This is a genomic window from Citrobacter sp. Cpa228 (assembly GCF_030333085.1).
GTDB classification, from domain to species: Bacteria; Pseudomonadota; Gammaproteobacteria; order Enterobacterales; family Enterobacteriaceae; genus Citrobacter; species Citrobacter pasteurii.
In genome coordinates this window covers 224,544-247,177 of sequence record NZ_JAOWGQ010000037.1, presented here as the reverse complement: position 1 = coordinate 247,177, position 22,634 = coordinate 224,544, and the positions used below count along the sequence as shown (strand labels likewise).

The 22,634-nt window shown below is 52.8% G+C and carries 22 protein-coding genes, 1 pseudogene and 1 riboswitch; of the genes and pseudogenes, 15 read left to right on the top strand and 8 right to left on the bottom strand.

Going from position 1 to position 22,634, the window contains the following annotated elements:
- Positions 1-31 precede the first annotated feature (31 nt).
- The 4 genes from zupT (at position 32) to dsbI (ending at position 4,625) form a co-directional block, all read left to right on the top strand.
- A complete protein-coding gene (gene zupT / locus OGX91_RS05945) occupies positions 32-805 on the top strand; it encodes a zinc transporter ZupT (RefSeq protein WP_003024600.1) in 774 nt (257 codons plus the stop codon).
- Positions 806-1,444: 639 nt separating this feature from the next.
- A complete protein-coding gene (assT, locus tag OGX91_RS05935; protein ID WP_286625699.1) occupies positions 1,445-3,241 on the top strand; it encodes an arylsulfate sulfotransferase AssT in 1,797 nt (598 codons plus the stop codon).
- 23 nt (positions 3,242-3,264) lie between these two features.
- Positions 3,265-3,933, top strand: a complete 669-nt coding sequence (locus OGX91_RS05930) for a thiol:disulfide interchange protein DsbA/DsbL (protein ID WP_286625697.1) — start codon at positions 3,265-3,267, stop codon at positions 3,931-3,933.
- A 14-nt stretch (positions 3,934-3,947) separates the two neighbouring features.
- The gene (gene dsbI / locus OGX91_RS05925; protein WP_286625695.1) at positions 3,948-4,625 is read left to right on the top strand and encodes a protein-disulfide oxidoreductase DsbI; all 678 of its coding nucleotides are present in this window, start codon (positions 3,948-3,950) and stop codon (positions 4,623-4,625) included.
- An 84-nt stretch (positions 4,626-4,709) separates the two neighbouring features.
- On the opposite strand, the gene ribB is transcribed toward dsbI, so the two are convergent.
- Entirely contained in the window at positions 4,710-5,363 is a 654-nt protein-coding gene (gene ribB, locus OGX91_RS05920) for a 3,4-dihydroxy-2-butanone-4-phosphate synthase (protein ID WP_040233959.1), read from the bottom strand.
- Positions 5,364-5,469: 106 nt separating this feature from the next.
- Positions 5,470-5,619, bottom strand: a riboswitch (FMN riboswitch).
- Between the two features lie 132 nt (positions 5,620-5,751).
- Between ribB and ubiK the strand changes: the two genes are divergently transcribed.
- Positions 5,752-6,048, top strand: coding sequence for a ubiquinone biosynthesis accessory factor UbiK (gene ubiK, locus OGX91_RS05915; RefSeq protein ID WP_005120914.1), 297 nt, complete (start codon positions 5,752-5,754; stop codon positions 6,046-6,048).
- A 33-nt stretch (positions 6,049-6,081) separates the two neighbouring features.
- Here ubiK and glgS read toward each other — a convergent pair whose 3' ends face one another.
- Positions 6,082-6,288 carry a cell surface composition regulator GlgS gene (gene glgS, locus OGX91_RS05910; RefSeq protein WP_137378484.1) on the bottom strand — a complete coding sequence of 69 codons (207 nt, stop codon included), beginning with the start codon at positions 6,286-6,288 and terminating at the stop codon, positions 6,082-6,084.
- Between the two features lie 133 nt (positions 6,289-6,421).
- Here glgS and OGX91_RS24175 point away from each other — a divergent pair.
- Positions 6,422-6,782: pseudogene (locus OGX91_RS24175) on the top strand (flotillin domain-containing protein).
- 209 nt (positions 6,783-6,991) lie between these two features.
- Positions 6,992-7,051, top strand: coding sequence for a type I toxin-antitoxin system Ibs family toxin (locus tag OGX91_RS05900; RefSeq protein WP_199947192.1), 60 nt, complete (start codon positions 6,992-6,994; stop codon positions 7,049-7,051).
- Positions 7,052-7,175: 124 nt separating this feature from the next.
- Here the strand turns inward: OGX91_RS05900 and hldE are convergent, their stop codons facing one another.
- The 3 genes from hldE to OGX91_RS05885 form a co-directional block, all read right to left on the bottom strand.
- A complete protein-coding gene (gene hldE / locus OGX91_RS05895) occupies positions 7,176-8,609 on the bottom strand; it encodes a bifunctional D-glycero-beta-D-manno-heptose-7-phosphate kinase/D-glycero-beta-D-manno-heptose 1-phosphate adenylyltransferase HldE (RefSeq protein WP_149691754.1) in 1,434 nt (477 codons plus the stop codon).
- Positions 8,610-8,668: 59 nt separating this feature from the next.
- A complete protein-coding gene (gene glnE / locus OGX91_RS05890) occupies positions 8,669-11,509 on the bottom strand; it encodes a bifunctional [glutamate--ammonia ligase]-adenylyl-L-tyrosine phosphorylase/[glutamate--ammonia-ligase] adenylyltransferase (protein WP_040233955.1) in 2,841 nt (946 codons plus the stop codon).
- Positions 11,510-11,601: 92 nt separating this feature from the next.
- Positions 11,602-12,903, bottom strand: coding sequence for a CYTH domain-containing protein (locus OGX91_RS05885; protein ID WP_286625692.1), 1,302 nt, complete (start codon positions 12,901-12,903; stop codon positions 11,602-11,604).
- Positions 12,904-13,144: 241 nt separating this feature from the next.
- Here OGX91_RS05885 and OGX91_RS05880 point away from each other — a divergent pair, with 241 nt between their 5' ends.
- Entirely contained in the window at positions 13,145-13,765 is a 621-nt protein-coding gene (locus OGX91_RS05880; RefSeq protein ID WP_005120905.1) for a TIGR04211 family SH3 domain-containing protein, read from the top strand.
- 62 nt (positions 13,766-13,827) lie between these two features.
- Positions 13,828-15,069, top strand: coding sequence for a multifunctional CCA addition/repair protein (locus OGX91_RS05875; protein ID WP_005120904.1), 1,242 nt, complete (start codon positions 13,828-13,830; stop codon positions 15,067-15,069).
- 96 nt (positions 15,070-15,165) lie between these two features.
- On the opposite strand, the gene bacA is transcribed toward OGX91_RS05875, so the two are convergent.
- Positions 15,166-15,984 (bottom strand): undecaprenyl-diphosphate phosphatase, encoded by an 819-nt coding sequence (gene bacA / locus OGX91_RS05870; RefSeq protein WP_286625690.1) that lies wholly within the window; start codon positions 15,982-15,984, stop codon positions 15,166-15,168.
- An 86-nt stretch (positions 15,985-16,070) separates the two neighbouring features.
- Entirely contained in the window at positions 16,071-16,439 is a 369-nt protein-coding gene (folB, locus tag OGX91_RS05865; RefSeq protein WP_005120902.1) for a bifunctional dihydroneopterin aldolase/7,8-dihydroneopterin epimerase, read from the bottom strand.
- Positions 16,440-16,545: 106 nt separating this feature from the next.
- On the opposite strand from folB, the gene plsY reads away from it, so the two are divergent.
- Complete coding sequence (gene plsY, locus OGX91_RS05860) at positions 16,546-17,163, top strand: glycerol-3-phosphate 1-O-acyltransferase PlsY (RefSeq protein WP_003828443.1); 618 nt, start codon at positions 16,546-16,548, stop codon at positions 17,161-17,163.
- Between the two features lie 31 nt (positions 17,164-17,194).
- On the opposite strand, the gene ttdR is transcribed toward plsY, so the two are convergent.
- Positions 17,195-18,136 carry an L-tartrate utilization transcriptional activator TtdR gene (ttdR, locus tag OGX91_RS05855; protein WP_155021828.1) on the bottom strand — a complete coding sequence of 314 codons (942 nt, stop codon included), beginning with the start codon at positions 18,134-18,136 and terminating at the stop codon, positions 17,195-17,197.
- Between the two features lie 212 nt (positions 18,137-18,348).
- On the opposite strand from ttdR, the gene ttdA reads away from it, so the two are divergent.
- From ttdA to OGX91_RS05830, 5 genes are all read left to right on the top strand, one after another.
- Positions 18,349-19,257, top strand: coding sequence for a L(+)-tartrate dehydratase subunit alpha (gene ttdA, locus OGX91_RS05850; RefSeq protein WP_040233949.1), 909 nt, complete (start codon positions 18,349-18,351; stop codon positions 19,255-19,257).
- Positions 19,254-19,859, top strand: coding sequence for a L(+)-tartrate dehydratase subunit beta (gene ttdB / locus OGX91_RS05845; protein WP_005120898.1), 606 nt, complete (start codon positions 19,254-19,256; stop codon positions 19,857-19,859). The genes ttdA and ttdB overlap by 4 nt, the downstream gene beginning before the upstream one ends.
- Positions 19,860-19,907: 48 nt before the next feature.
- Positions 19,908-21,371: an anion permease gene (locus OGX91_RS05840; RefSeq protein WP_005120897.1), complete on the top strand. Its 1,464-nt coding sequence runs from the start codon at positions 19,908-19,910 to the stop codon at positions 21,369-21,371.
- A 122-nt stretch (positions 21,372-21,493) separates the two neighbouring features.
- On the top strand, positions 21,494-22,318 hold the full coding sequence (locus OGX91_RS05835) for an urease accessory protein UreD (protein WP_199947193.1): 825 nt from the start codon (positions 21,494-21,496) through the stop codon (positions 22,316-22,318).
- 10 nt (positions 22,319-22,328) lie between these two features.
- On the top strand, positions 22,329-22,631 hold the full coding sequence (locus tag OGX91_RS05830; protein ID WP_003024678.1) for an urease subunit gamma: 303 nt from the start codon (positions 22,329-22,331) through the stop codon (positions 22,629-22,631).
- Positions 22,632-22,634: the final 3 nt, after the last annotated feature.

Genomic DNA, 22,634 nt, shown 5'->3' with positions numbered 1-22,634 from the left:
ATAGCAGATTGATAAGGAGCTTTATTTGTCGATGTCAGTACCTTTACTTCTGACCTTACTGGCAGGCGCCGCCACATTTATCGGTGCATTTCTTGGCGTGCTGGGACAAAAACCCTCTAACCGCGTTCTCGCATTTTCTCTGGGTTTTGCCGCAGGTATCATGTTGCTAATCTCCCTGATGGAGATGTTGCCAGCCGCACTGGCAGCAGAGGGAATGTCTCCGGTGCTGGGTTACGGGATGTTTATCGTTGGTTTGCTGGGCTACTTTGGCCTGGATCGTTTGCTGCCGCACGCTCACCCTCAGGATTTAGTCCAAAAAACCACACAGCCGTTACCCGGTTCCATTAAGCGTACTGCGATTTTATTAACTCTGGGTATCAGCCTGCATAACTTCCCAGAAGGGATTGCGACTTTTGTTACCGCCAGCAGCAACCTCGAACTGGGCTTTGGTATTGCGCTTGCCGTCGCATTACACAATATTCCTGAAGGATTAGCCGTTGCAGGTCCGGTCTATGCAGCCACGGGTTCAAAACGTACCGCTATATTCTGGGCAGGGATCTCGGGAATGGCGGAAATATTAGGTGGGGTACTGGCATGGTTAATTCTGGGCAGTTTGATTTCACCCGTGGTGATGGCGGCAATTATGGCCGCGGTCGCCGGAATTATGGTGGCGCTGTCAGTCGATGAATTGATGCCACTGGCAAAAGAGATCGACCCGAATAATAATCCCAGCTATGGGGTGCTTTGTGGCATGTCGGTGATGGGGTTAAGCCTCGTCATCCTCCAGTCCATGGGAATCGGCTAATCCTGAGGGCGGATGCCACCCTGCTATTTTACAGCATCCGCTCATCCATAGCAGAACGTGAAGGACTATTCCTGTTCCTTAATCACGCTGTTATCTTCACCAGAACGACGGAAGAGTTTGTTTCGCGCCTCGAGCAATGCGTCTCTGTCTTGTCGGAATGCCCGACAATAACGCTTCATATGGCAATAATAACCCAATGCAACGAGTGCAATTAATACGATCCAATACCAGGCAATAAACATTCTTTTACCCTTAACATTTAACATCATTAAACATTTAACGTTAAAATTTTACATAAGCTTATTCTGACATACCCCTATAGTGGCATATTCCAGAAACAAATATATGATTTCGATCATATAAACCAGCAGCTATGCCAATAGCTAAAACACTTATAAAAAATAAAACTGTGTCGACGAGATCACACTAAGCAATAATAAATATTGTCCTTAAAATACCTCACTCATACTATCCAGCAAATAACAAAAATTAGATCTTGCAGAATAATACACTTCATAAATATTTATATACCCACAATAAAAATGACATCAGTAGTACTATTTTCATTTTTAGCCATATCGTAAAAACATAATATATTCATTGAGATTATATTTAAAATTAATATAAGGAGATATATCCATGTTTAGACAATATCGAAAAACGCTACTCGCAGGCACTCTGGCACTGACGTTTGGATTAACGGTCGGAAATTCTTTTGCTGCGGGCTTTCAACCCGCCCAACCCGCAGGAAAACTGGGCGCAATAGTCGTTGATCCTTATGGAAACGCCCCACTTACCGCGCTGGTTGAATTAGACAGTCACATTATTTCAGATGTTAAAGTCACCGTTCATGGCAAAGGCGAGAAAGGCGTTCCTGTTACTTATACTGTTGGCAAAGGGTCGTTAGCAACCTATGACGGCGTGCCTATTTTTGGTCTTTATCAAAAGTTTGCTAATAAGGTCACCATTGAATATAAAGAAAATGGAAAAGCCATGAAGGATGATTATGTGGTGCAAACGTCCGCCATCGTTAATCACTACATGGATAACCGTTCAATTTCCGATTTACAGCAAACGAAAGTTATTAAGGTAGCGCCAGGTTTTGAAGACCGTCTGTATCTGGTGAATACCCATACCTTCACTGCACAAGGGGCGGAATTCCACTGGCATGGTGAAAAAGATAAAAATGCCGGCATCCTGGATGCGGGTCCGGCGGGCGGGGCATTACCCTTTGACATTGCCCCCTTCACCTTTATCGTCGATACGGAAGGTGAATATCGTTGGTGGCTGGATCAAGATACCTTCTATGATGGCCATGACATGGATATCAATAAGCGCGGTTACTTGATGGGGATTCGAGAAACGCCGCGCGGCACCTTCACTGCCGTGCAGGGCCAGCATTGGTACGAATTCGATATGATGGGGCAGATTCTGGCCGATCATAAGCTACCGCGCGGCTTCCTCGACGCGTCGCATGAATCGATCGAAACAATCAACGACACCGTGTTGCTTCGCGTGGGCAAACGCGATTATCGCAAAGAAGATGGCATCCATGTGCAAACTATCCGCGATCAGATAATTGAAGTAGACAAGTCCGGTCGAGTGGTTGACGTGTGGGATCTGACAAAAATACTCGATCCGATGCGTGATGCGCTGCTGGGTGCGCTGGACGCAGGTGCGGTATGCGTCAACGTTGACCTCGCTCATGCCGGTCAACAGGCGAAACTGGAGCCAGATACACCTTACGGTGACGCCCTCGGCGTGGGTGCGGGTCGTAACTGGGCGCACGTTAACTCCATTGCCTATGATGCCAAAGATGACTCCATTATTATCTCTTCCCGCCACCAGGGCGTCGTCAAAATCGGTCGCGATAAACAGGTGAAATGGATCCTCGCTCCGTCGAAAGGCTGGAATAAGACGCTGGCAAGTAAGCTGTTAAAACCGGTTGATAGCAAAGGCAACGCGTTAAAATGTGACGAAAACGGCAAGTGCGAGAATACCGATTTCGATTTTACCTATACACAGCACACCGCATGGCTCTCGAGCAAAGGGACATTAACCATCTTTGATAACGGCGATGGTCGTGGGCTCGAACAACCGGCATTGCCGACGATGAAATACTCCCGTTACGTCGAATATAAAATTGACGAGATAAAAGGTACCGTTCAGCAAATCTGGGAATACGGCAAAGAACGCGGTTACGATTTCTATAGTCCCATCACCTCGGTTATCGAATATCAGAAAGACCGTGACACCATGTTTGGCTTTGGTGGTTCAATTAATTTATTTGAAGTTGGACAACCAACCATTGGCAAAATCAATGAAATTGACTACAAGACCAAAGAAGTCAAAGTTGAGATAGATGTCCTTTCAGATAAACCAAACCAAACTCACTACCGTGCATTACTGGTCCGCCCACAACACATGTTTAAATAATCGCGTTAGCTTAAGGATTAATTATGTCATCTAAATGGATTACTTCATTATTTAAAAGCGTGATATTAACCGCAGCGCTTACCTCGTCGTTTGCCGCCTCCGCTTTTACAGAAGGCACTGATTATATGGTTTTAGAGAAACCGATTCCTAATGCTGATAAGACGTTAATAAAAGTATTCAGCTACGCCTGTCCGTTCTGTTATAAATATGATAAAGCCGTGACTGGCCCGGTTTCTGAAAAAGTGGCTGATCTCGTCACCTTCACACCATTTCATCTGGAAACCAAGGGTGAATATGGTAAACAGGCCAGTGAAGTTTTTACGGTAATGATTGCTAAAGACCAGGCCGCAGGGATTTCATTGTTTGATGCCAAATCACAGTTCAAAAAAGCGAAATTCGCTTATTACGCTGCTTACCACGACAAGAAAGAGCGCTGGTCAGATGGTAATGATCCGGCCGCATTCATTAAAACAGGCCTGGATGCTGCAGGTATGAGCCAGGCAGATTTTGACGCCGCGCTGCAAGATCCCGCCGTTCAGCAAACGCTGGAGAAATGGAAAGCGGCATATGACGTCGCCAAAATTCAGGGGGTTCCGGCTTACGTCGTTAACGGTAAATACCTGATCTACACAAAAAGTATCAAATCCATTGACTCCATGGCAGAGCTTGTCAGAGAACTGGCGACAAAATAAACAGGGACCAGGCTATGGCTTTCATAAAAGGATTGTGGCGGGACTTACGTACCACGCCGGTTGATACGCTGGTGAGATGGCAGGAACGGCGCTTTCTGTGGCTACTGATGGCCTGCGCGATGGGCGGGTTAATAATACTGGCGCACTCATTCTTTCAAATCTACCTCTATATGGCCCCCTGCGAGCAGTGTGTCTACATTCGCTTTGCCATGTTTGTAATGGTTTTCGGTGGATTGATCGCGGCAATAAACCCTAAAAATGTTGTTCTGAAGCTTATTGGTTGCATCGCGGCATTTTATGGCAGCATCATGGGCATTACGTTCTCCATCAAACTTAACGGTATTCATTATGCTGTACATAACCCGGACCCGGATTCGTTGTTTGGTGTCCAGGGATGTTCCACAGATCCGATATTCCCTTTCAATTTGCCGCTGGCAAACTGGGCTCCGGAGTGGTTTAAGCCCACAGGGGATTGCGGCTATGACGCCCCCGTGGTTCCCGATGGCGTAGCGCTCAGCAGTACGCAAAAGTGGTTTATCGATCTATACCAACAGTCTGAAGGCTGGTATCTGCTCCCGCCGTGGCATTTTATGAACATGGCACAGGCCTGTTTGCTGGCCTTTGGTTTATGTTTATTGCTGTTGGTGACAATGAGCGGTGCCTGGGCTTTAAAACTGGCCAGAACCAGGTAATTGGGAGCAAAAAACAAAAAAACCGAAGCCTGGAATATGGCTTCGGTTTTTTATGCTTACCAAAACTAACGTGGTAATAGTCTATTAGCTGGCTTTGCGCTCGTGCGCCTGGCGGTAAGCCACCAGGTCTTCAATAGTGACCACCGCCATATTGTGCTTGCCGGCAAACTCAATGCACTGTGGCGCACGCGCCATGGTGCCATCGTCATTGGTCAGCTCACACAACACGCCTGCCGGTTTAAACCCTGCCAGCGTCATCAGATCGATGGTGGCTTCGGTGTGGCCACCACGAGTTAACACACCACCAGCCTGAGCACGCAGCGGGAACACGTGCCCCGGACGGTTCAGATCGGAAGGTTTTGCGCCATCCTTAACTGCCGCGCGTACCGTAGTAACACGGTCCGCTGCGGAAACACCGGTGGTCACACCTTCTGCAGCTTCAATGGTCACGGTAAAACCGGTACCGTAAGCACTGGTGTTATTTTCCACCATCATTGGCAGATCGAGCTGTTTGCGGCGGTCTTCGGTGATGCACAGGCAAACAATACCGCTGCCGTGACGGATGGTCAGCGCCATCTGTTCAACGGTCATGGTCTCGGCCGGGAAAACCATATCGCCTTCGTTTTCACGATCTTCGTCGTCAAGCACCATCACACCGCGTCCTTCACGCAGCGCAGACAGCGCATGTTCAACACGTTCGAAAGGCGTACCAAAAGAGGAAAGTAGCGTCTGATTCATGGTAAAAAAACCTCACTAAAATTATGGTTACCAGAATCAGGGCAGTCTTAGGAGTACCGTCTAAGCGGCAAAAAAATAACGTGAGCGGGTCCATGCCCGACTGGATCGTTACTCTCTCCCATCCGGACTCTAACCGTCGGCCCCGGAATTACACCGGATCTGCTGACCTTTGAGTTTGCACCCAAAGCGCTCGCGGGCTTTCAACCTGAGTTGATTTACCGCCGGTGGGGAATTTCGCCCCGCCCTGAGAATAAGCGAGTTAACTATAACGCTATTGATTACCTTCATCAACGCCTTTGCTCATCTTAGCTTCACACAATTCTGGTTTATGCCTGGGACAGTTCGCACTACAATAGGCAGCAACACGTACCAGTTCAGGGAAACCATAATGATTGACCCGAAAAAAATTGAGCAGATTGCTCGTCAGGTTCACGAGTCGATGCCGAAAGGGATCCGCGAGTTTGGCGAAGACGTCGAGAAGAAAATTCGCCAAACGCTGCAATCACAGCTGACCCGTCTGGATCTGGTAAGCCGCGAAGAGTTTGACGTACAAACCCAGGTTTTACTGCGTACCCGTGAAAAACTGGCGCTGCTTGAGCAACGTCTGACGGAGCTTGAAGCGCGCGAGAAAGCGGCGGAAGTCAAGTCTGCGCCCGCAATCCCGCCAGTCGATCCACTGGTATAAAAACGACAACGGGCCGCAAGGCCCGTTAATATGTTAGTGTTCCAGTTCTAATTTTTTCGCCTCTGTTGCCTGCTGGCAGTAAAGTGCATAGCGTTTGCAAAACCAGCTGCGATGTTCTTCATCCATATTTCCAGTTACAGCCTGGATATCAACGGGTCGGCCCTCAGCCTGCATTCTGGCAAAACTCCGCGCCAGGAAATCGAAATTATTCAATGAATACATACTATTGTTCATGAGCATACCCTCCAGTTATTGAATATCTGTTAAGGCCATATGCTTTTTCTGATTTCAGTATTTCCCTGGATGCGAAGATATTCTGCACATATTGTGCGCAAAAAAATCACCAGCTTCACAGTTTCCTACAAAATCTAAGATGGATGATGTTTTTGGTATGTTACCTTACCGCCGTTGTGGCGGTGGTCGTCTTATTAATTATCGGGATTATCTTTGCCCGTCTGTATCGTCGCGCGTCTGCTGAACAGGCGTTTGTACGTACCGGACCTGGCGGGCAAAAAGTGATGATGAGCGGCGGCGCAGTCGGTGAAGTGAGCGCAGGTAACGTAAGCGGTGGAAATTTGGCTGAGCAGGCATTATCCGCCGTCCTTGCCTATCGCACACAAGCGCCGCTGATTGATTCGCTGTTAAATGAAATTGGCTTATCCGGCGGTTCGCTAAATGCGCTGACTACGACGACTGTCGACGTTAACCCGCAGACAACGGTAAAAGAAGAATAAACACTTCTGCATCATTCCCCCATCCCTGGCCCGTAAAGCCGGGGATTTTTTATTCTGCAGCAGCGTTTTGCGTGGACGATCCAGCAATAAGAAATCGGAGGGAGAAAGCCCTTGCCCCTGTCAGGAGGCTCACTAACAATCGCCTTGTCAGCAAGGGGCTGCAACGAGAAAGCCCCTCTCGAAGAAGGGGCTTTAATAAGGAAAGGGTTATGATGAAGTTCGTCATCATACTGGTTGTGCTGTTATTGATAAGTTTCCAGACCTATTAACAGTCAATCAGAGGGGGGAGAAATCCCCTCTCACCCTTATTCCTGTACTTTAGGTCGAAAAAACAGCAGCGTCAACAGCGGGAAACGCACCAAAACGAAAATTTCGACGCGTTTCCAGCATTTGCTATTTATCGCTGTCTTTCTGGATCTTCCTGATGATATTGGTCGTTGAGCAGCCATCTTCGAAGTTCAGCACCAGCACTTCACCGCCGTTCGCCCATACCTCTTTGCTGCCCGCAATATCTTCTGGCTTATAGTCGCCGCCTTTGACCAGCAGATCCGGCAGGATGCCGGCTATCAGACGCTGCGGTGTATCTTCTTCAAACGAGACCACCCAGTCGACGGATTCCAGCGCGCCCAGCACGATCATGCGCTGTTCCAGCGGGTTGACCGGACGCGTTTCGCCTTTCAGACGTTTGGTCGACGCATCGCTGTTTACCGCCACGATCAGGCGATCGCCCAGCTTGCGTGCATTCGCCAGATAGGAGACGTGGCCCGCATGCAGGATGTCGAACACGCCGTTGGTCATCACCACTTTCTCACCGCGCTTGCGGGCGCTGGCAACGGCCTGTTTCAGCTCTGCTTCTGTCATCACGCCAAAACCGGTATCCGCGCGACCGCGCACGGCGTTTTCCAGCTCAATAGGCGACACGGTGGAAGTTCCCAGTTTACCGACCACAACACCGGCAGCAGCATTAGCAAAATAGCACGCCTCTTCCAGTGAGTTACCCGCCGCCAGCGTCGCCGCCAGCACGCCGATTACCGTATCGCCCGCACCGGTCACGTCATACACTTCCTGCGCCTGCGTCGGCATATGCAGTGGCGATTTGCCCGGTTGCAGCAACGTCATACCCTGTTCTGAACGGGTAATCAGCAGTGCGGAAAGGTCGAAATCAGCAATCACTTTCATGCCGCGCTCAACCAATTCATCTTCGCTTTTGCATTTACCGGCTACCGCTTCAAACTCAGACAGGTTCGGCGTTAGCAGCGTTGCGCCGCGGTAACGTTCAAAATCGGTCCCTTTCGGATCGATAAGCACCGGCACTCCAGCCTTACGCGCCAGAGCAATCATCTGCTGCACGCTTGCCAACGCGCCTTTAGCGTAGTCGGAGAGCACCAGAGCGCCGATAGAACCCAGTGCCTGGTTAATACGCTCGTGCAGCGGCTGCGGATCCACGCCTTCAAAACCTTCTTCGAAATCCAGGCGAATCAACTGTTGGTTACGGGAAAGCACGCGCAGTTTGGTGATTGTCGGATGCGTCGGCACGGAAACGAAGTCGCATTTTACGTTCACATCCGCCAGCGTTTTACTCAGCGCCCGCGCCGCGTCGTCAATACCGGTCAAACCCACCAGACGGGAATTTGCGCCCAGAGAGGCAATGTTCATCGCCACGTTTGCTGCGCCACCGGGACGTTCTTCAATGGTATCGACCTTCACCACCGGAACCGGCGCTTCAGGTGAAATACGGCTGGTAGGGCCGTACCAGTAGCGATCCAGCATCACATCACCGACAACCATGACTCCTGCACGTTCAAACTCTGGCAGCGTTACTTTCATTCCTGTCTCCTGAGAGATTCTCTGAGGGTCTTAAAATTTGCGCGCGATAATAGCACACTTCACTCGGCAACCAGCCACTTCTGCCAGCTGTCACGCACCAGCGTACGTTCAGCGCTGAAGAGCTCCGGCGCGACATGACCCGGAAGTTCCTGCAACGCAAGATGGTGAAGTTCGTCGCGCAGCGTTGTATAAGCGCGGGTAAGCGCCAGCGCTTCCTGCTCATCCATAATGTCGTTTTGCGCCAGCAATTCCAGAATGCGCACGTTATCCGACCAGCGCGTCAGCTTCGGTTTTTCATGCGCATAGCGCAGCACCAGATATTGCGTAATAAACTCAATGTCGGTAATGCCACCCTCATCCGCTTTAATATCAAAGCGATCGCGATGCTTATTGCCTAAATGGGCGCGCATTTTCTCACGCATTTCACGCACGTCGGTCTGCAAGGTTTTCCCATCACGGACGAGGATCATGATATCGCGACGAATCACATCAAACTGAGAGGTCAACTGCGGGTCGCCATATACCACACGAGCACGTACCAGCGCCTGATGCTCCCATGTCCAGGCTTCGTTGCGCTGGTAATCGGCGAAAGCCTCGGTTGATGTCACCAGCATTCCCGCCGCGCCGGATGGACGCAGCCGCGCATCCACTTCGTACAAAATACCGGACGAGGTGCGGGTGCTGAAAAGGTGCATAATGCGCTGCGACAGACGCAGATAGAACTGTCGCCCGTCAATCTCACGCTCACCATCCGTCATCACGTCCATCGGACAATCATGCAGGAAGATCAAATCAAGATCCGAACTGTAGCCCAGTTCCCAGCCGCCCAGTTTGCCATAGCCGACGACGGCAAAACCGCGCCCCTCACGTTCGCCAAGATGGGTGGGTTGCCCGTAGCGAGCAACCATCTGCGTCCACGCCTGCTGGACTACCGCATCAATAATCGCTTCTGCCAGCCAGGTTAAGTGATCGCTCACCTTCATCACCGGCAGCGTACCGGCAATATCGGCTGCCGCGATACGCAACAGTTGCGTTTGCTTAAACTGGCGCAGCGCTTCCAGTTGCTGTTCTTCGTCATCTTCCGGTACGCGCAGCAAATACTGGCGCAGCTCATCACGGTAGGCATCCGTCGCGGTGGGTTGATACAGGGTGTTCGGATCCAACAGTTCATCGAGCAACAGCGGATAGCGCGCCAGCTGGCTGGCGACCATCGGCGAAGCCGCGCAGAGCGAAATCAGGTGCTTAAGCGCGCCGGGGAATTCGCTCAGCAGCTCCAGGTAGGTCGTGCGGGTCACGATGCCCACCAGCAGCGGTGTGATACGCGACAGCGGTATTGAGGCGTCGTCACGCGTACAGACATCGCTCAGCAGGTGCGGCATTAAATGATCCAGCACCTGACGTCCGCGTGGGCCAATGGTGCGTTTATCCAGCTCTTTGCGGAAATCAGCAATCAGAGACAGCACGCGCCGGCGATCGTCATCCGCCAGATGCGTCAACACCGGCGTGGTATCATCTTCCTGTAATGCGTCCTGCCACAGTTCGCGCCACTGCTCAGAGAGCGACTCTTCCTGGGTTTCAGCTTCGTCATCGCCAATCAGCTCGTTGAATACCCGGCGCACATTGTCCATATGATTGGCCAGCACATCGGTTAACTGCTGCCAGTCATCAACGTTCATCCCCCACGCCAGTCGCGCGCGATTCAGTTCATCGCCCGGCAACGTCTGGGTCTGCTCATCATTGATACTTTGCAGCAGGTTTTCCAGGCGGCGTAAATAGAGATAGGCTGCGCGCAGTTGTTCCGCGTCGGTATCAGACAGCAGGTGCAATTCATTGATGGCACTGAGCGTGGGTAACAGCGAGCGGGATTGCAGCGACGGCTCGCGCCCACCGCGAATAAGCTGGAATACCTGCACGATAAATTCGATTTCACGAATACCGCCCGCCCCCAGCTTGATGTTGTCTTTCAGGCCACGGCGGCGCACTTCACGGGCAATCATCCCTTTCATGTTTCGCAGAGACTGGATCACGCTGAAATCAATATAGCGGCGGAAGACAAATGGCCGCAGCATCGCGCGAAGTTCACTGACGTAAGTGCCGTCGGAATCGCCCATAATGCGGGCTTTGACCATCGCATAGCGTTCCCAGTCGCGCCCTTGTTCCTGGTAATAATCCTCCAGCGCAGAGAAGCTCAGCACCAGCGGGCCGCTATCGCCAAACGGGCGTAAACGCATGTCCACCCGGTAGACAAACCCATCCATTGTGGGCTGATCCAGCACCTTGATAAGCCGCTGGCCCATGCGAGTAAAGAACTGCGCGTTATCCAGCTCGCGACGCCCGCCCTGCGTGCTGCCGTGCTCCGGCCAGGCAAAAATCAGGTCAATATCCGAGGAGAAATTCAACTCTCCGCCGCCGAGTTTTCCCATGCCTAAAATCAGCAGCGGCTGCGCAACACCGTCAGAATTACAGGGCGTTCCCCACTCACGACAGCAGGCGTCATACAACCAGTCGCGTGCGGCAATAATCAGCGTTTCAGCCAGATGGCTTAACTGCTGCAAAATACTCTCTTCCGTCACCCGCGACAGCGTCTGCGCCCAGGCGATACGCACCATGATGCGGCGGCGAAACAGGCGCAGCTCGCGCATCAGCGTGTTTTCATCGCCGACGTCAACCAATGCTTGCTGCAACCACTCGGCATAGTGTTGCCATTCATCCGCCTGAGGTGGCGTACTTTCCAGCTCAGCCAGCCATTCGGGATGGGCAATAATGCTGTCGCGGACAAAATCACTGAATGTAAGCACTGACTTCGCCTGCACGCTAAGCGAGGACTCAGAGATTGCTGCTGGCAGCCGCTCAACAACGGCCGGCCAGTACTGCTGTAACGGTGAAGAGAGCTGCTTCATGTATGGGACATCCTTTGCGTATTGAGGCTCATGGTATGGCCTCGTAGGCCTGATAAGCACTGCGCCATCAGGCATCCCGGCCTCAACCCTGATTATCGTTTTCCGCTGTGCAGCCAGAACGGTTCCAGCGCGATCGCCTCGTTGCGGAAATGTTCAATTTCAATATATTGGTTGGCCACAATGGCGCGACGTAAGCCCTGCCAGTTGGCGATCCATTCCGATGCAACATTTTCGTCGTAGTATCCCGACAGCATCAGCATGCTATCAATGTTGCGCGTCAGGCGCGGCAGCTGATCGACGTACTTATCGCCCAACGGCTGAGCAAAAGTGGTTTTCAGTTCAGCGGCATGGCGTGAGAGATGCGTATCCGAGAAACGCTTAAAGGAATCGGCAATTTTGCCCTGCGCCTTCGCATCAAGGAACGGCTGCCACCCTTTGGTCACCAGCCATTCGGTCAGCGCCAGTTTGGCCATTGCCGTTTCTGTGCTGTAAACCGCCGAAACGGCAGAGGCATCAGACGCGATGATCGCTTCCGACCGGGTCAGCAAATCACGTAAGTGAGCGCTCGCTTTTCGTGGCACATTACCGCCAAACAACATCAGAATGTGACGCACCAGCCCCATTGCCGCCAGCACCTCGGCTTTCGCCCCTTTGACGCCGCGTACCCACAGCTCTTCGTGGTACTGCCACTGTGATAATGCCAGCTCCAGCGCCGCTTCCAGCCCCTGCTCAATGCTCGCCTTCGCCGGAACCTGTAAAATGCGCGTCGGTTTGAGTTCACGCGGCGCATTCCCCTGAGCCAGATGATAGCCGCGCGCGGCTTTGCTCAAACTGCCCTGGCGTAAACCGGTTTGCGAAACCAGCTGGTTTGCCAGCTTCAGTACCGCACGGGTATCGCCGCTTAGCAGCTCAAGTTCAAGCTCACAGAGAGGTTCAGCACATTCGCCCGCTTTTACTTCCCCGAGATCGAGGGCGATTTCGATACGGCTGCCGTCAACATCAAGGCGCCATTTCTCACGGTAAAAATCGGTACTGAACAGCGGCTGCACCTGAGAGTCAAGCTCAGCGGGCAGTTCGCCATCAGGCCAGACTTCCGTTGGGAACAAGGCAAGATCCAGCTCAGGCGCGTCCAGCGCAACGTTAAATTCCGGTCGCTGATGCAGGCCGCCCGTCACGCGTCCGGCAATTTTCATGGTCATTTCGTAATGACCGTTTTCACCGCGAATACGCAGCCCCATATCGTGACCACGCAACCACGCATCCGGCGTTTCGTAGTAAATATTCAGCAACTGGCTGGGGGCATGATGCTCTCCCCCCAGCGTATTCAGACGTGCACGCAGCGCATCTACAGCGTCACTATTGACGATAAATTTTAATTCGATTTCCTGGGCCATGGTCTTGTACTTATGGGTTATGTCACAGTTGAGAAAACTGACTGCGAACTAAGTTCGTTCTTTATGGTCAGTAGATAGTATTTTGCGCCAAATTGCCATGCAACGAGCAATTTGACGGGCGTAAAAGTTTCGGGTGGTGGCAAAAAGGACACAGATGATTCCGATTGATGTCGAATGCTTTGCGTAGAGACACTGATGCCACTACTATCGTTCCACTTTCTATGACAATAACGACAGCCTGATGCCAAAATTACGCCTGATTGGATTAACTTTACTCGCACTTAGCGCCACTGCAGTCTCTCATGCCGAAGAAAAGCGCTATGTCTCTGACGAACTGAACACCTGGGTCCGCAGCGGTCCGGGAGATAATTATCGCCTCGTGGGTACGGTTAACGCCGGCGAGGAAGTCACGCTATTACAGACCGATGCCAACACCAACTACGCTCAGGTGAAAGACAGCACCGGACGTACCGCCTGGATCCCACTGAAAGAGCTGAACAGTACGCCGAGCCTGCGTACCCGCGTTCCCGACCTGGAAAACCAGGTTAAGACACTGACCGATAAGCTCAATAATATCGATACCACCTGGAATCAACGCACCGCCGATATGCAGCAAAAAGTATCGCAAAGCGACAGCGTGATCGACGCGTTGAAGGAAGAAAACCAGAAGCTGAAGAACGAGCTTATCGTGGCGCAAAAGAAAGTCAGCGCCGCTAACCTGCAGCTTGATGACAAGCAACGTACTATCATCATGCAATGGTTTATGTATGGCGGCGGCGTGCTGGGACTCGGCCTGCTGCTCGGTCTGGTTCTGCCGCACATGATCCCGAGCCGGAAGCGCAAAGATCGCTGGATGAACTGAATCGCCTTCTCCGTCACACTGACATATGATTAAGGAATACTGTTTTTCAAAAGGAATGTGGCGTGAAGATTTATCTGGTCGGTGGTGCTGTTCGGGATGCGTTATTAGGGCTACCGATTAAAGATAAAGATTGGGTCGTTGTCGGCGCCACGCCGCAGGAGATGCTTGACGCGGGCTATCAGCAGGTAGGTCGCGATTTCCCCGTGTTTCTCCACCCACACACCCGGGAAGAGTATGCGCTGGCGCGCACTGAACGTAAATCAGGTTCGGGATATACCGGATTCACCTGCTACGCCGCGCCAGATGTGACGCTGGAGGCCGATCTTCAACGCCGCGACCTGACTATCAACGCAATGGCCCGCGATGACAACGGGGAGATTATCGACCCGTATAACGGACGCGACGATCTGGAAAACCGCCTGCTGCGTCATGTATCCCCTGCTTTTAGTGAAGATCCGCTGCGCGTTCTGCGCGTGGCGCGCTTTGCTGCCCGCTATGCACACCTTGGCTTTCGTGTTGCTGATGAAACCATGATGCTGATGCGCAACATGGCCGCCGCAGGAGAGCTGGAACACCTGACGCCAGAACGCGTGTGGAAAGAGACAGAAAGCGCCTTAACCACCCGTAATCCACAGGTATTTTTCCAGGTCCTGCGCGATTGCGATGCACTGCGCGTGCTGTTCCCGGAAGTAGATGCTCTGTTCGGCGTCCCCGCGCCCGCGCAGTGGCACCCGGAAATCGATACCGGCATTCACACGCTGATGACGTTGTCGATGGCGGCCGTGTTAAGCCCGGAGGTCGACGTGCGTTTCGCCACGCTGTGCCACGATCTTGGCAAAGCATTAACGCCTAAAGCACTATGGCCGCGCCATCACGGCCACGGTCCGGCAGGCGTTAAGCTGGTTGAGCAACTGTGCCAACGCATGCGCGTACCCAATGACATCCGCGACTTAGCCAAACTGGTGGCCGAGTTCCACGACCTGATTCATACCTTCCCGATCCTGCAACCGAAAACCATCGTTAAGCTGTTTGATTCCATCGATGCATGGCGCAAACCGCAGCGCGTGGAGCAAATCGCCCTGACCAGCGAGGCCGACGTGCGTGGGCGAACCGGTTTTGAAGCGGCGGATTACCCGCAAGGCCGACTGTTACGCGAAGCCTGGCTGGTTGCACAGGCGGTTCCCACGAAAGATGTTGTGGAAGCGGGATTCAAAGGTCAGGCAATTCGTGAAGAACTGACCCGACGCCGCATCGCAGCAGTGGCCAGTTGGAAAGAACAGCGTTGTCCGAAACCAGCCCATTAAACTGACGTTGCCGGATGGCGGCATAAATGCCTTATCCGGCCTACATATTGCGCCCGTAGGCCGGATAAGCGCAGCGCCATCCGGCATTTAAGGCGATCAGAAAAAAACCACATAGACGGCGGCAGCAACAATAAAGCGGTAAATCGCAAACGGAATGAACGAAATACGCTTAATCAGTTGCAGGAAGGTTTTGATCGCCACCAGCGCCACAACAAATGCCGTCACGAAGCCGACAGCAAACATCGGAATATCTGCTGCAGTCAGAAACGACCAGCTTTTGTAGAGATCCAGCGCCGTGGCGCCCATCATCATCGGCACCGCCAGCAGGAATGAAAACTCAGAAGCCGCGTAACGGCTCACGCCCATCAGCATACCGCCAGAAATCGTCGCCCCGGAGCGAGAAAAACCCGGCCATAGCGCCAGACACTGAAAACAGCCAATCATAAACGCCTGGCGATACGTCATATCATCCAGACCCGGCGCACGCGGCTCTTTCGGCTTCAGGCATTCTGCGGCAATCAGCAGCACGCCCCCTACCACCAGCGCATACATCACGTTGTTCGGGTTAAACAGCGATTTGATGGTGTCGTGGAATATCAGCCCCAGTACCACGGCTGGAATCATCCCCAACAGGATATGCCCCAGCGTCAGCCGACCTTTACCAGTACCTTCATGCGGGGTCTTGCCAAAGTGAATGCCAATTAAACCAAACAGACGTCGCCAGAACATCACCACTACCGCCAGAATGGAACCCAGTTGGATCACGACTTCAAACGTTTTTGCGGTATCGCCCTCAAAACCTAACAAGTGGCCAACAATTATCATATGGCCGGTACTGGAAACGGGTAGGAACTCCGTCAGCCCTTCGACCACACCCAAAATTGCCGCCACCAGCAGCGAGTGCATATCACTCATTAATAAACCCCTAGATAGAGAAAGCACGGCAAAAAAGAGCCGACGAAAGGACTCTTTTATACCTGTTTGATTTAGAAATTATTAAGTTAATTATTTTCTTTCAGATTATTGCCACGCTCAATGATGACCCCGACGTTTGCCGCACGGGCCACCGCACCAGGTTTGCTGAGTTTGATGCGCACCCATGGAGACTTAAAGCGGCTAAGCAGCAGATCCGCCACCTCTTCCGCCACACGTTCTACCAGCGCAAAACGCCCACCTTCCACATGATTAACAACTGTTTGAGCAATATCAGCATAGCTCAGACAATCAGCGACATCATCACTTTTGGCAGATTGACGGTTATCCCATGCCATTTCGATATCGAACACCAGTTTTTGTTCGATAGTTTGTTCCCAGTCATAAACACCGATAGTGGTGATTACTGAAAGTTGCTCTATAAATACAATATCCATCACGACCTGCCTGCTTTTTGGCTAACCCGGATACCACTTCCGGCGAAATATGCGTATTATCCACAGAAGTAGCGTTTTACACGACATTTTCAAAACGGAACAGCTTATGAGTGCAATCGCGCCTGGAATGATCATCTTCGCGTACCTCTGCGGCTCAATTTCCAGTGCTATTCTGGTATGCCGCCTTGCTGGATTGCCGGACCCGCGTGACAGCGGCTCCGGCAATCCGGGCGCGACGAACGTATTGCGAATCGGTGGCAAGGGAGCCGCCGTCGCGGTGCTGATTTTCGATGTCCTGAAAGGTATGTTACCCGTCTGGGGCGCCTATGCGCTAGGCGTCAGCCCCTTCTGGCTGGGATTGATCGCAATCGCCGCCTGTCTCGGACACATTTGGCCGGTATTCTTCGGCTTTAAAGGGGGGAAAGGCGTTGCCACCGCCTTTGGCGCAATTGCGCCGATTGGCTGGGACTTAACCGGCGTGATGGCCGGAACCTGGCTGCTAACCGTCCTGTTAAGCGGCTATTCGTCGTTAGGCGCTATCGTCAGCGCGCTGATCGCCCCTTTTTACGTCTGGTGGTTCAATCCCCAGTTCACTTTCCCGGTGTCCATGTTGTCGTGCTTAATCCTACTGCGTCACCATGACAACATTCAGCGTCTGTGGCGTCGTCAGGAGCCGAAAATCTGGACCAAGCTAAAGAAAAAACGCGAAAGAGACCCCGAGTGATTTTATTGTCGGATAGCGACGCATCGGCGTCTTATCCGGCCTCGGGGATGTGATACCCTTCCACCGGCTTGCCTAATCGACGCTGACACCACCCCGCCAGAAACTCCACGCACACGCGAAGCTTCACGCTGCGATACAGCGGCTCCTGATAAACCGCCCAGATATTGGCGCTTTGCGCATAATCCGGCAGCACACGCACCAGTTCACCGCTAACCAGAAACGGCTGCAGATCCCATTCGGAACGCAGCATAATCCCTTTTCCCTGCAGCGCCCACTGCAACACAATCTCACCGCTGTTGGAGGAAAGATGTCCCGCCACCTTAACCGACTTTTTCTCCTGACCGTTATCCAGTTCCCACACCCCGTGAGTCATATCCCGTTCTTTGGTGACCAGGCAATCATGCCGACTTAATTCCTGTAGCGTCGTCGGCTCACCGTATTTTTGTAAATACGTCGGCGCTGCGCATAATATCCTTTTATTTTTCGTTAACAAATGCGCAATATAATAATCAGGAATCTCATCATTGATACGAATATCCAAATCGATATTATCCTGCGCCAAATCAATTTGCCGATCGTAAAGTTCAAAATGTACCTGTAATTCAGGATAGCTGTGCATCAATTCTGTAATTGCCGGGGCAATATAACTGCGCCCAAAGCCAAAGCTACAGCCGATACGAATCATCCCTGCCGGACGCGTTTTGATTTGTGTGACGTCATCCACCAGATGCTGATAACGGGCAAGGATCTCCAGCGCATGTTCATAGCAACGTTGACCACTCTCCGTTAGCGCCACGCCGCGCGCCGAGCGGCTTAGCAACGTAGCCCCAAGCGTGGACTCAAGGATCTGAATGCGCTTCGTCACAAACGCTGGCGTCTGGCCCAGCGTCGCGGCGGCGGCGCTAAAGCTGCCGCTATGAACAATTTCAACCAGCACCTGCAGGTCTTTCGCCAGGGGATACGTGTTCAGCATGATCGGTAATCCGTAATGTTGTTAACCGCAGTGTAATTCTCCCATACGTATTAAACCCTGCCCTGGCGCAATTTTTATTGCCTTATCTGGACATCATTCACGAACTGTTAATTAGATATTCACAGTGCCAAATAATATAAAACCACATTTTTAGTGGTAGTTTGTGGCGGAGAATTTATTTCCAGATAAATAAAAGAACTGGAGTTAATAAGATGAGCAATCAAAATAACCAAAATGCGATAACTACGCTGACGAACATTGTCGCCGACTTTACCGCCATGATTTCTACCCGCATGCCTGACGATGTTGTGGATAAATTAAAGCAACTGCGTGAAGGCGAGACCTCACCGATGGGTAAAATCATCTACCACACCATGTTTGACAACATGCAGAAGGCGATCGACCTGAATCGTCCGGCCTGTCAGGACACCGGTGAAATCATGTTTTTTGTGAAGGTTGGTTCCCGTTTTCCGCTACTTGGCGAACTGCAAAGCATTCTGAAACAGGCCGTTGAAGACGCCACGGTAAAAGCGCCGCTGCGCCATAACGCAGTTGAGATTTTTGACGAAGTGAATACCGGAAAAAATACCGGCACCGGTGTGCCGTGGGTCACCTGGGATATCATCCCTGACGGCGACGATGCAGAAATCGAAGTCTACATGGCGGGCGGCGGGTGTACGCTGCCGGGGCGCTCGAAAGTGTTAATGCCTTCTGAAGGCTACGAAGGCGTGGTGAAATTTGTCTTCGAAAATATCTCCACGCTGGCAGTCAACGCCTGCCCGCCGGTGCTGGTGGGCGTGGGTATTGCCACCTCCGTAGAAACCGCTGCCGTGCTTTCTCGTAAAGCGGTGCTGCGCCCTATCGGATCACGCCATCCAAACCCAAAAGCGGCAGAACTGGAACTGCGCCTGGAAGAAGGACTTAACCGTCTGGGCATTGGGCCGCAAGGGTTGACCGGGAATAGCTCGGTGATGGGCGTACATATCGAATCCGCCGCACGCCATCCGTCGACTATCGGCGTTGCCGTCTCTACCGGCTGCTGGGCGCATCGTCGCGGCACGCTGTTGGTTCATGCCGACCTCTCCTTCGAAAACCTGTCTCACACCCGGAGCGCGTTATGAAAAAGATCCTCACCACCCCGATCAAAGCCGAAGATCTGGCAGACATTCGCGTTGGCGATGTCATTTACCTGAGCGGCACGCTGGTGACCTGCCGTGACGTTTGTCACCGCCGCCTGATCGAACTAAAGCGCCCGATTCCTTATGACCTGAACGGCAAAGCCATTTTCCATGCGGGCCCGATCGTTCGTAAGAACGGTGAAAAATGGGAGATGGTCTCCGTCGGCCCAACCACCAGCATGCGTATGGAAGCCTTTGAGAAAGAGTTCATTGAGCAAACAGGTGTGAAACTGGTAGTCGGTAAGGGCGGTATGGGGCCGTTGACGGAAGAAGGCTGCAAGCAGTTCAAAGCGCTGCACGTCATTTTCCCGGCTGGCTGTGCGGTCGTCGCGGCAACCCAGGTTGAAGAGATCGAAGAAGTGCACTGGACGGAGTTGGGCATGCCGGAATCTCTGTGGGTATGCCGGGTAAAAGAGTTCGGCCCGCTGATCGTTTCCATCGATACTCACGGTAATAACCTGATTGCCGAAAACAAAAAGCTGTTCGCTGAACGTCGCGATCCTATCGTCGAAGAAATCTGCGAGCACGTGCACTACATCAAATAACCCTCCCGGAGAGGCGTAATGCCTCTCCCTCTTCGCAGGGATACAACAATGGCACCTTTAGCTGGTTGGTGGCGATACCTGGCTCCGCTGGTAGTCATCGCCATTATTGCTGTTCTGCCCGTCCCCACCGGTCTTGAGAGTCATACCTGGCTCTATTTTGCCGTCTTTACCGGTGTGATTGTCGGGCTTATTCTGGAGCCTGTACCGGGCGCGGTGGTGGCGATGATTGGCATTTCGATCATCGCCGTCCTTTCACCATGGCTACTGTTCAGCCCGGAGCAGCTCGCGCAGGACGGTTTTAAATTTACCGCCAAATCGCTGTCGTGGGCGGTATCGGGCTTTTCAAACTCGGTCATCTGGCTGATCTTCGCAGCCTTTATGTTTGGTACCGGCTATGAAAAAACCGGGCTCGGTCGGCGTATCGCGCTGATGCTGGTGAAAAAGATGGGGCACCGGACGCTGTTTCTCGGCTATGCGGTGATGTTCTCTGAGCTGATCCTCGCCCCCGTCACGCCTTCCAACTCCGCGCGCGGAGCCGGAATAATCTACCCGATTATCCGCAACCTGCCGCCGCTGTATAATTCACAGCCCAATAGCGCCAGTTCACGCTCCATTGGCTCGTACATTATGTGGATGGGCATTGTCGCTGACTGCGTCACCAGCGCCATTTTCTTAACGGCGATGGCGCCGAACCTGCTGCTGATCGGCCTGATGAAAGGCGCATCCCACACGGCGCTGAGCTGGGGCGACTGGTTCTTAGGCATGCTGCCGCTGAGCATTTTGCTGGTGCTGATCGTGCCGTGGCTGGCGTATGTGTTGTATCCACCGGTACTGAAATCCGGCGATCAGGTTCCACGCTGGGCGGATACAGAGCTAAAAGCGATGGGACCGCTGTGCGCTCGCGAGAAAAAGATGCTGGTGCTGATGGTCGGCGCACTGGTGCTGTGGATTTTCGGCGGCGATTTTATTGACGCCGCGATGGTCGGATACAGCGTGGTGGCGTTGATGCTGGTATTGCGCATCATCAACTGGGATGACATCGTCAGTAATAAAGCCGCGTGGAACGTCTTTTTCTGGCTGGCCTCGCTGATAACGCTCGCCACCGGACTGAACAACACCGGCTTTATCTCCTGGTTTGGCAAACTGCTGGCGGGAGGACTGAGCGGCTATTCGCCGATGATGGTGATGGTGGCGCTGATCGTGGTGTTCTACCTGCTGCGCTACTTCTTTGCCAGCGCCACGGCGTATACCTCTGCCCTCGCGCCGATGATGATTGCCGCCGCGCTGGCGATGCCGGAAATCCCATTACCGGTCTTCTGCCTGATGGTCGGTGCCGCCATTGGTCTGGGCAGCATTCTGACCCCGTACGCCACCGGTCCTAGCCCTATCTACTACGGCAGCGGCTATTTGCCGACGGTGGATTACTGGCGGCTTGGCGCTATTTTTGGCCTGATTTTCCTCGTGCTACTGGTGATCACCGGTCTGGTCTGGATGCCCCTCGTTTTACTGTAAACCCCATTGGGGCGGCGTATTGTCGCCCCTTTTTCCATAAGCTTCTCATATGACCCTTTTCCCGATGCGCTGAGGCATACTTTTTTGTATGCAAACACCCTCATGCTGATAAGGGAAACACTCTGGACACGGTTGCGCACGAGACACTCACACGGGGCTGGCAGGCCGAACTGGATCTGCACTTTACCCGCACCGGGCACAAAACGGTGCTGGCCTCGGCGCGTCATCATGGTCCATTGACGGTCCAGCGCCCGTTTTACCCGGAAGAGGACGTCTGTCATCTCTATTTGCTGCATCCACCTGCGGGAATCGTTGGAGGGGATGAGCTCCATATTGCCGTCACGCTCGACGAAAACAGCCATGCGTTAATCACCCAGCCCGGCGCGGGTAAGTTTTATCGCAGCCGTGGGCCACAAGCGTTGCTGCGCCAGCATTTCACGCTAGCTTCGCATGCCACGCTGGAGTGGCTGCCGCAGGATACGATCCTCTTTCCCGGCGCCAACGCTGTTATTCAATCCGTCTTTCATCTGACATCCGCAAGCCGCCTGCTGGCCTGGGATCTGTTGTGTCTTGGGCGACCGGTTATGCAGGAAACTTTCAGCCACGGCGTGCTGCAAAATCGCCTGGAAGTGTGGCGAGATGGGCAGCCGCTGCTGATAGAACGCTTGCAGTTGCAGGAGGGGAATCTGAGCGGCGTCGCGCATCACCCCTGGGTCGGCACGTTGCTGTGTTATCCGTCCAGCGAACACATGCTGGAGGGCACGCGCGAGCGGCTTACACCGCTTGGCGATTACGCCGGAGCAACGCTTAACGACTCGCTGCTGACAATCCGTTTTCTTGCTAACGACAACCTGGTTGTTCAGTGCGTGATGCGTGACATCTGGCAATTCCTGCGCCCGCTGCTTACGCAGAAATCTCCCGTACTCCCGCGAATCTGGCAAACCTAAGAGAACCCTTATGGAACTGACTCCCAGAGAAAAAGACAAGTTGTTGCTGTTTACCGCCGCGCTGGTGGCGGAACGTCGCCTGGCCCGCGGGCTGAAGCTGAACTACCCGGAATCGGTGGCGCTGATTAGCGCTTTCATCATGGAAGGCGCGCGCGACGGGCAAACCGTAGCCGCCCTGATGGAAGACGGGCGTCACGTGCTGCGTCGCGATCAGGTGATGGAAGGCGTACCGGAAATGATCCCGGATATTCAGGTTGAAGCCACGTTTCCGGACGGATCGAAGCTGGTCACCGTCCACAACCCGATCGTCTAAGGA

Bases quoted from the DNA above. Each gene is read 5' to 3' on its own strand.
- OGX91_RS05880 (WP_005120905.1), top strand. From the start codon at position 13,145: ATGCCAAAATTACGCCTGATTGGATTAACTTTACTCGCACTTAGCGCC.
- assT (WP_286625699.1), top strand. From the start codon at position 1,445: ATGTTTAGACAATATCGAAAAACGCTACTCGCAGGCACTCTGGCACTG.
- dsbI (WP_286625695.1), top strand. From the start codon at position 3,948: ATGGCTTTCATAAAAGGATTGTGGCGGGACTTACGTACCACGCCGGTT.
- OGX91_RS05885 (WP_286625692.1), bottom strand. From the start codon at position 12,903: ATGGCCCAGGAAATCGAATTAAAATTTATCGTCAATAGTGACGCTGTA.
- OGX91_RS05930 (WP_286625697.1), top strand. From the start codon at position 3,265: ATGTCATCTAAATGGATTACTTCATTATTTAAAAGCGTGATATTAACC.
- glnE (WP_040233955.1), bottom strand. From the start codon at position 11,509: ATGAAGCAGCTCTCTTCACCGTTACAGCAGTACTGGCCGGCCGTTGTT.
- hldE (WP_149691754.1), bottom strand. From the start codon at position 8,609: ATGAAAGTAACGCTGCCAGAGTTTGAACGTGCAGGAGTCATGGTTGTC.
- plsY (WP_003828443.1), top strand. From the start codon at position 16,546: ATGAGTGCAATCGCGCCTGGAATGATCATCTTCGCGTACCTCTGCGGC.
- bacA (WP_286625690.1), bottom strand. From the start codon at position 15,984: ATGAGTGATATGCACTCGCTGCTGGTGGCGGCAATTTTGGGTGTGGTC.
- folB (WP_005120902.1), bottom strand. From the start codon at position 16,439: ATGGATATTGTATTTATAGAGCAACTTTCAGTAATCACCACTATCGGT.
- glgS (WP_137378484.1), bottom strand. From the start codon at position 6,288: ATGCTCATGAACAATAGTATGTATTCATTGAATAATTTCGATTTCCTG.
- zupT (WP_003024600.1), top strand. From the start codon at position 32: ATGTCAGTACCTTTACTTCTGACCTTACTGGCAGGCGCCGCCACATTT.
- ribB (WP_040233959.1), bottom strand. From the start codon at position 5,363: ATGAATCAGACGCTACTTTCCTCTTTTGGTACGCCTTTCGAACGTGTT.
- ubiK (WP_005120914.1), top strand. From the start codon at position 5,752: ATGATTGACCCGAAAAAAATTGAGCAGATTGCTCGTCAGGTTCACGAG.
- ttdA (WP_040233949.1), top strand. From the start codon at position 18,349: ATGAGCAATCAAAATAACCAAAATGCGATAACTACGCTGACGAACATT.
- OGX91_RS05830 (WP_003024678.1), top strand. From the start codon at position 22,329: ATGGAACTGACTCCCAGAGAAAAAGACAAGTTGTTGCTGTTTACCGCC.
- ttdR (WP_155021828.1), bottom strand. From the start codon at position 18,136: ATGCTGAACACGTATCCCCTGGCGAAAGACCTGCAGGTGCTGGTTGAA.
- OGX91_RS05840 (WP_005120897.1), top strand. From the start codon at position 19,908: ATGGCACCTTTAGCTGGTTGGTGGCGATACCTGGCTCCGCTGGTAGTC.
- ttdB (WP_005120898.1), top strand. From the start codon at position 19,254: ATGAAAAAGATCCTCACCACCCCGATCAAAGCCGAAGATCTGGCAGAC.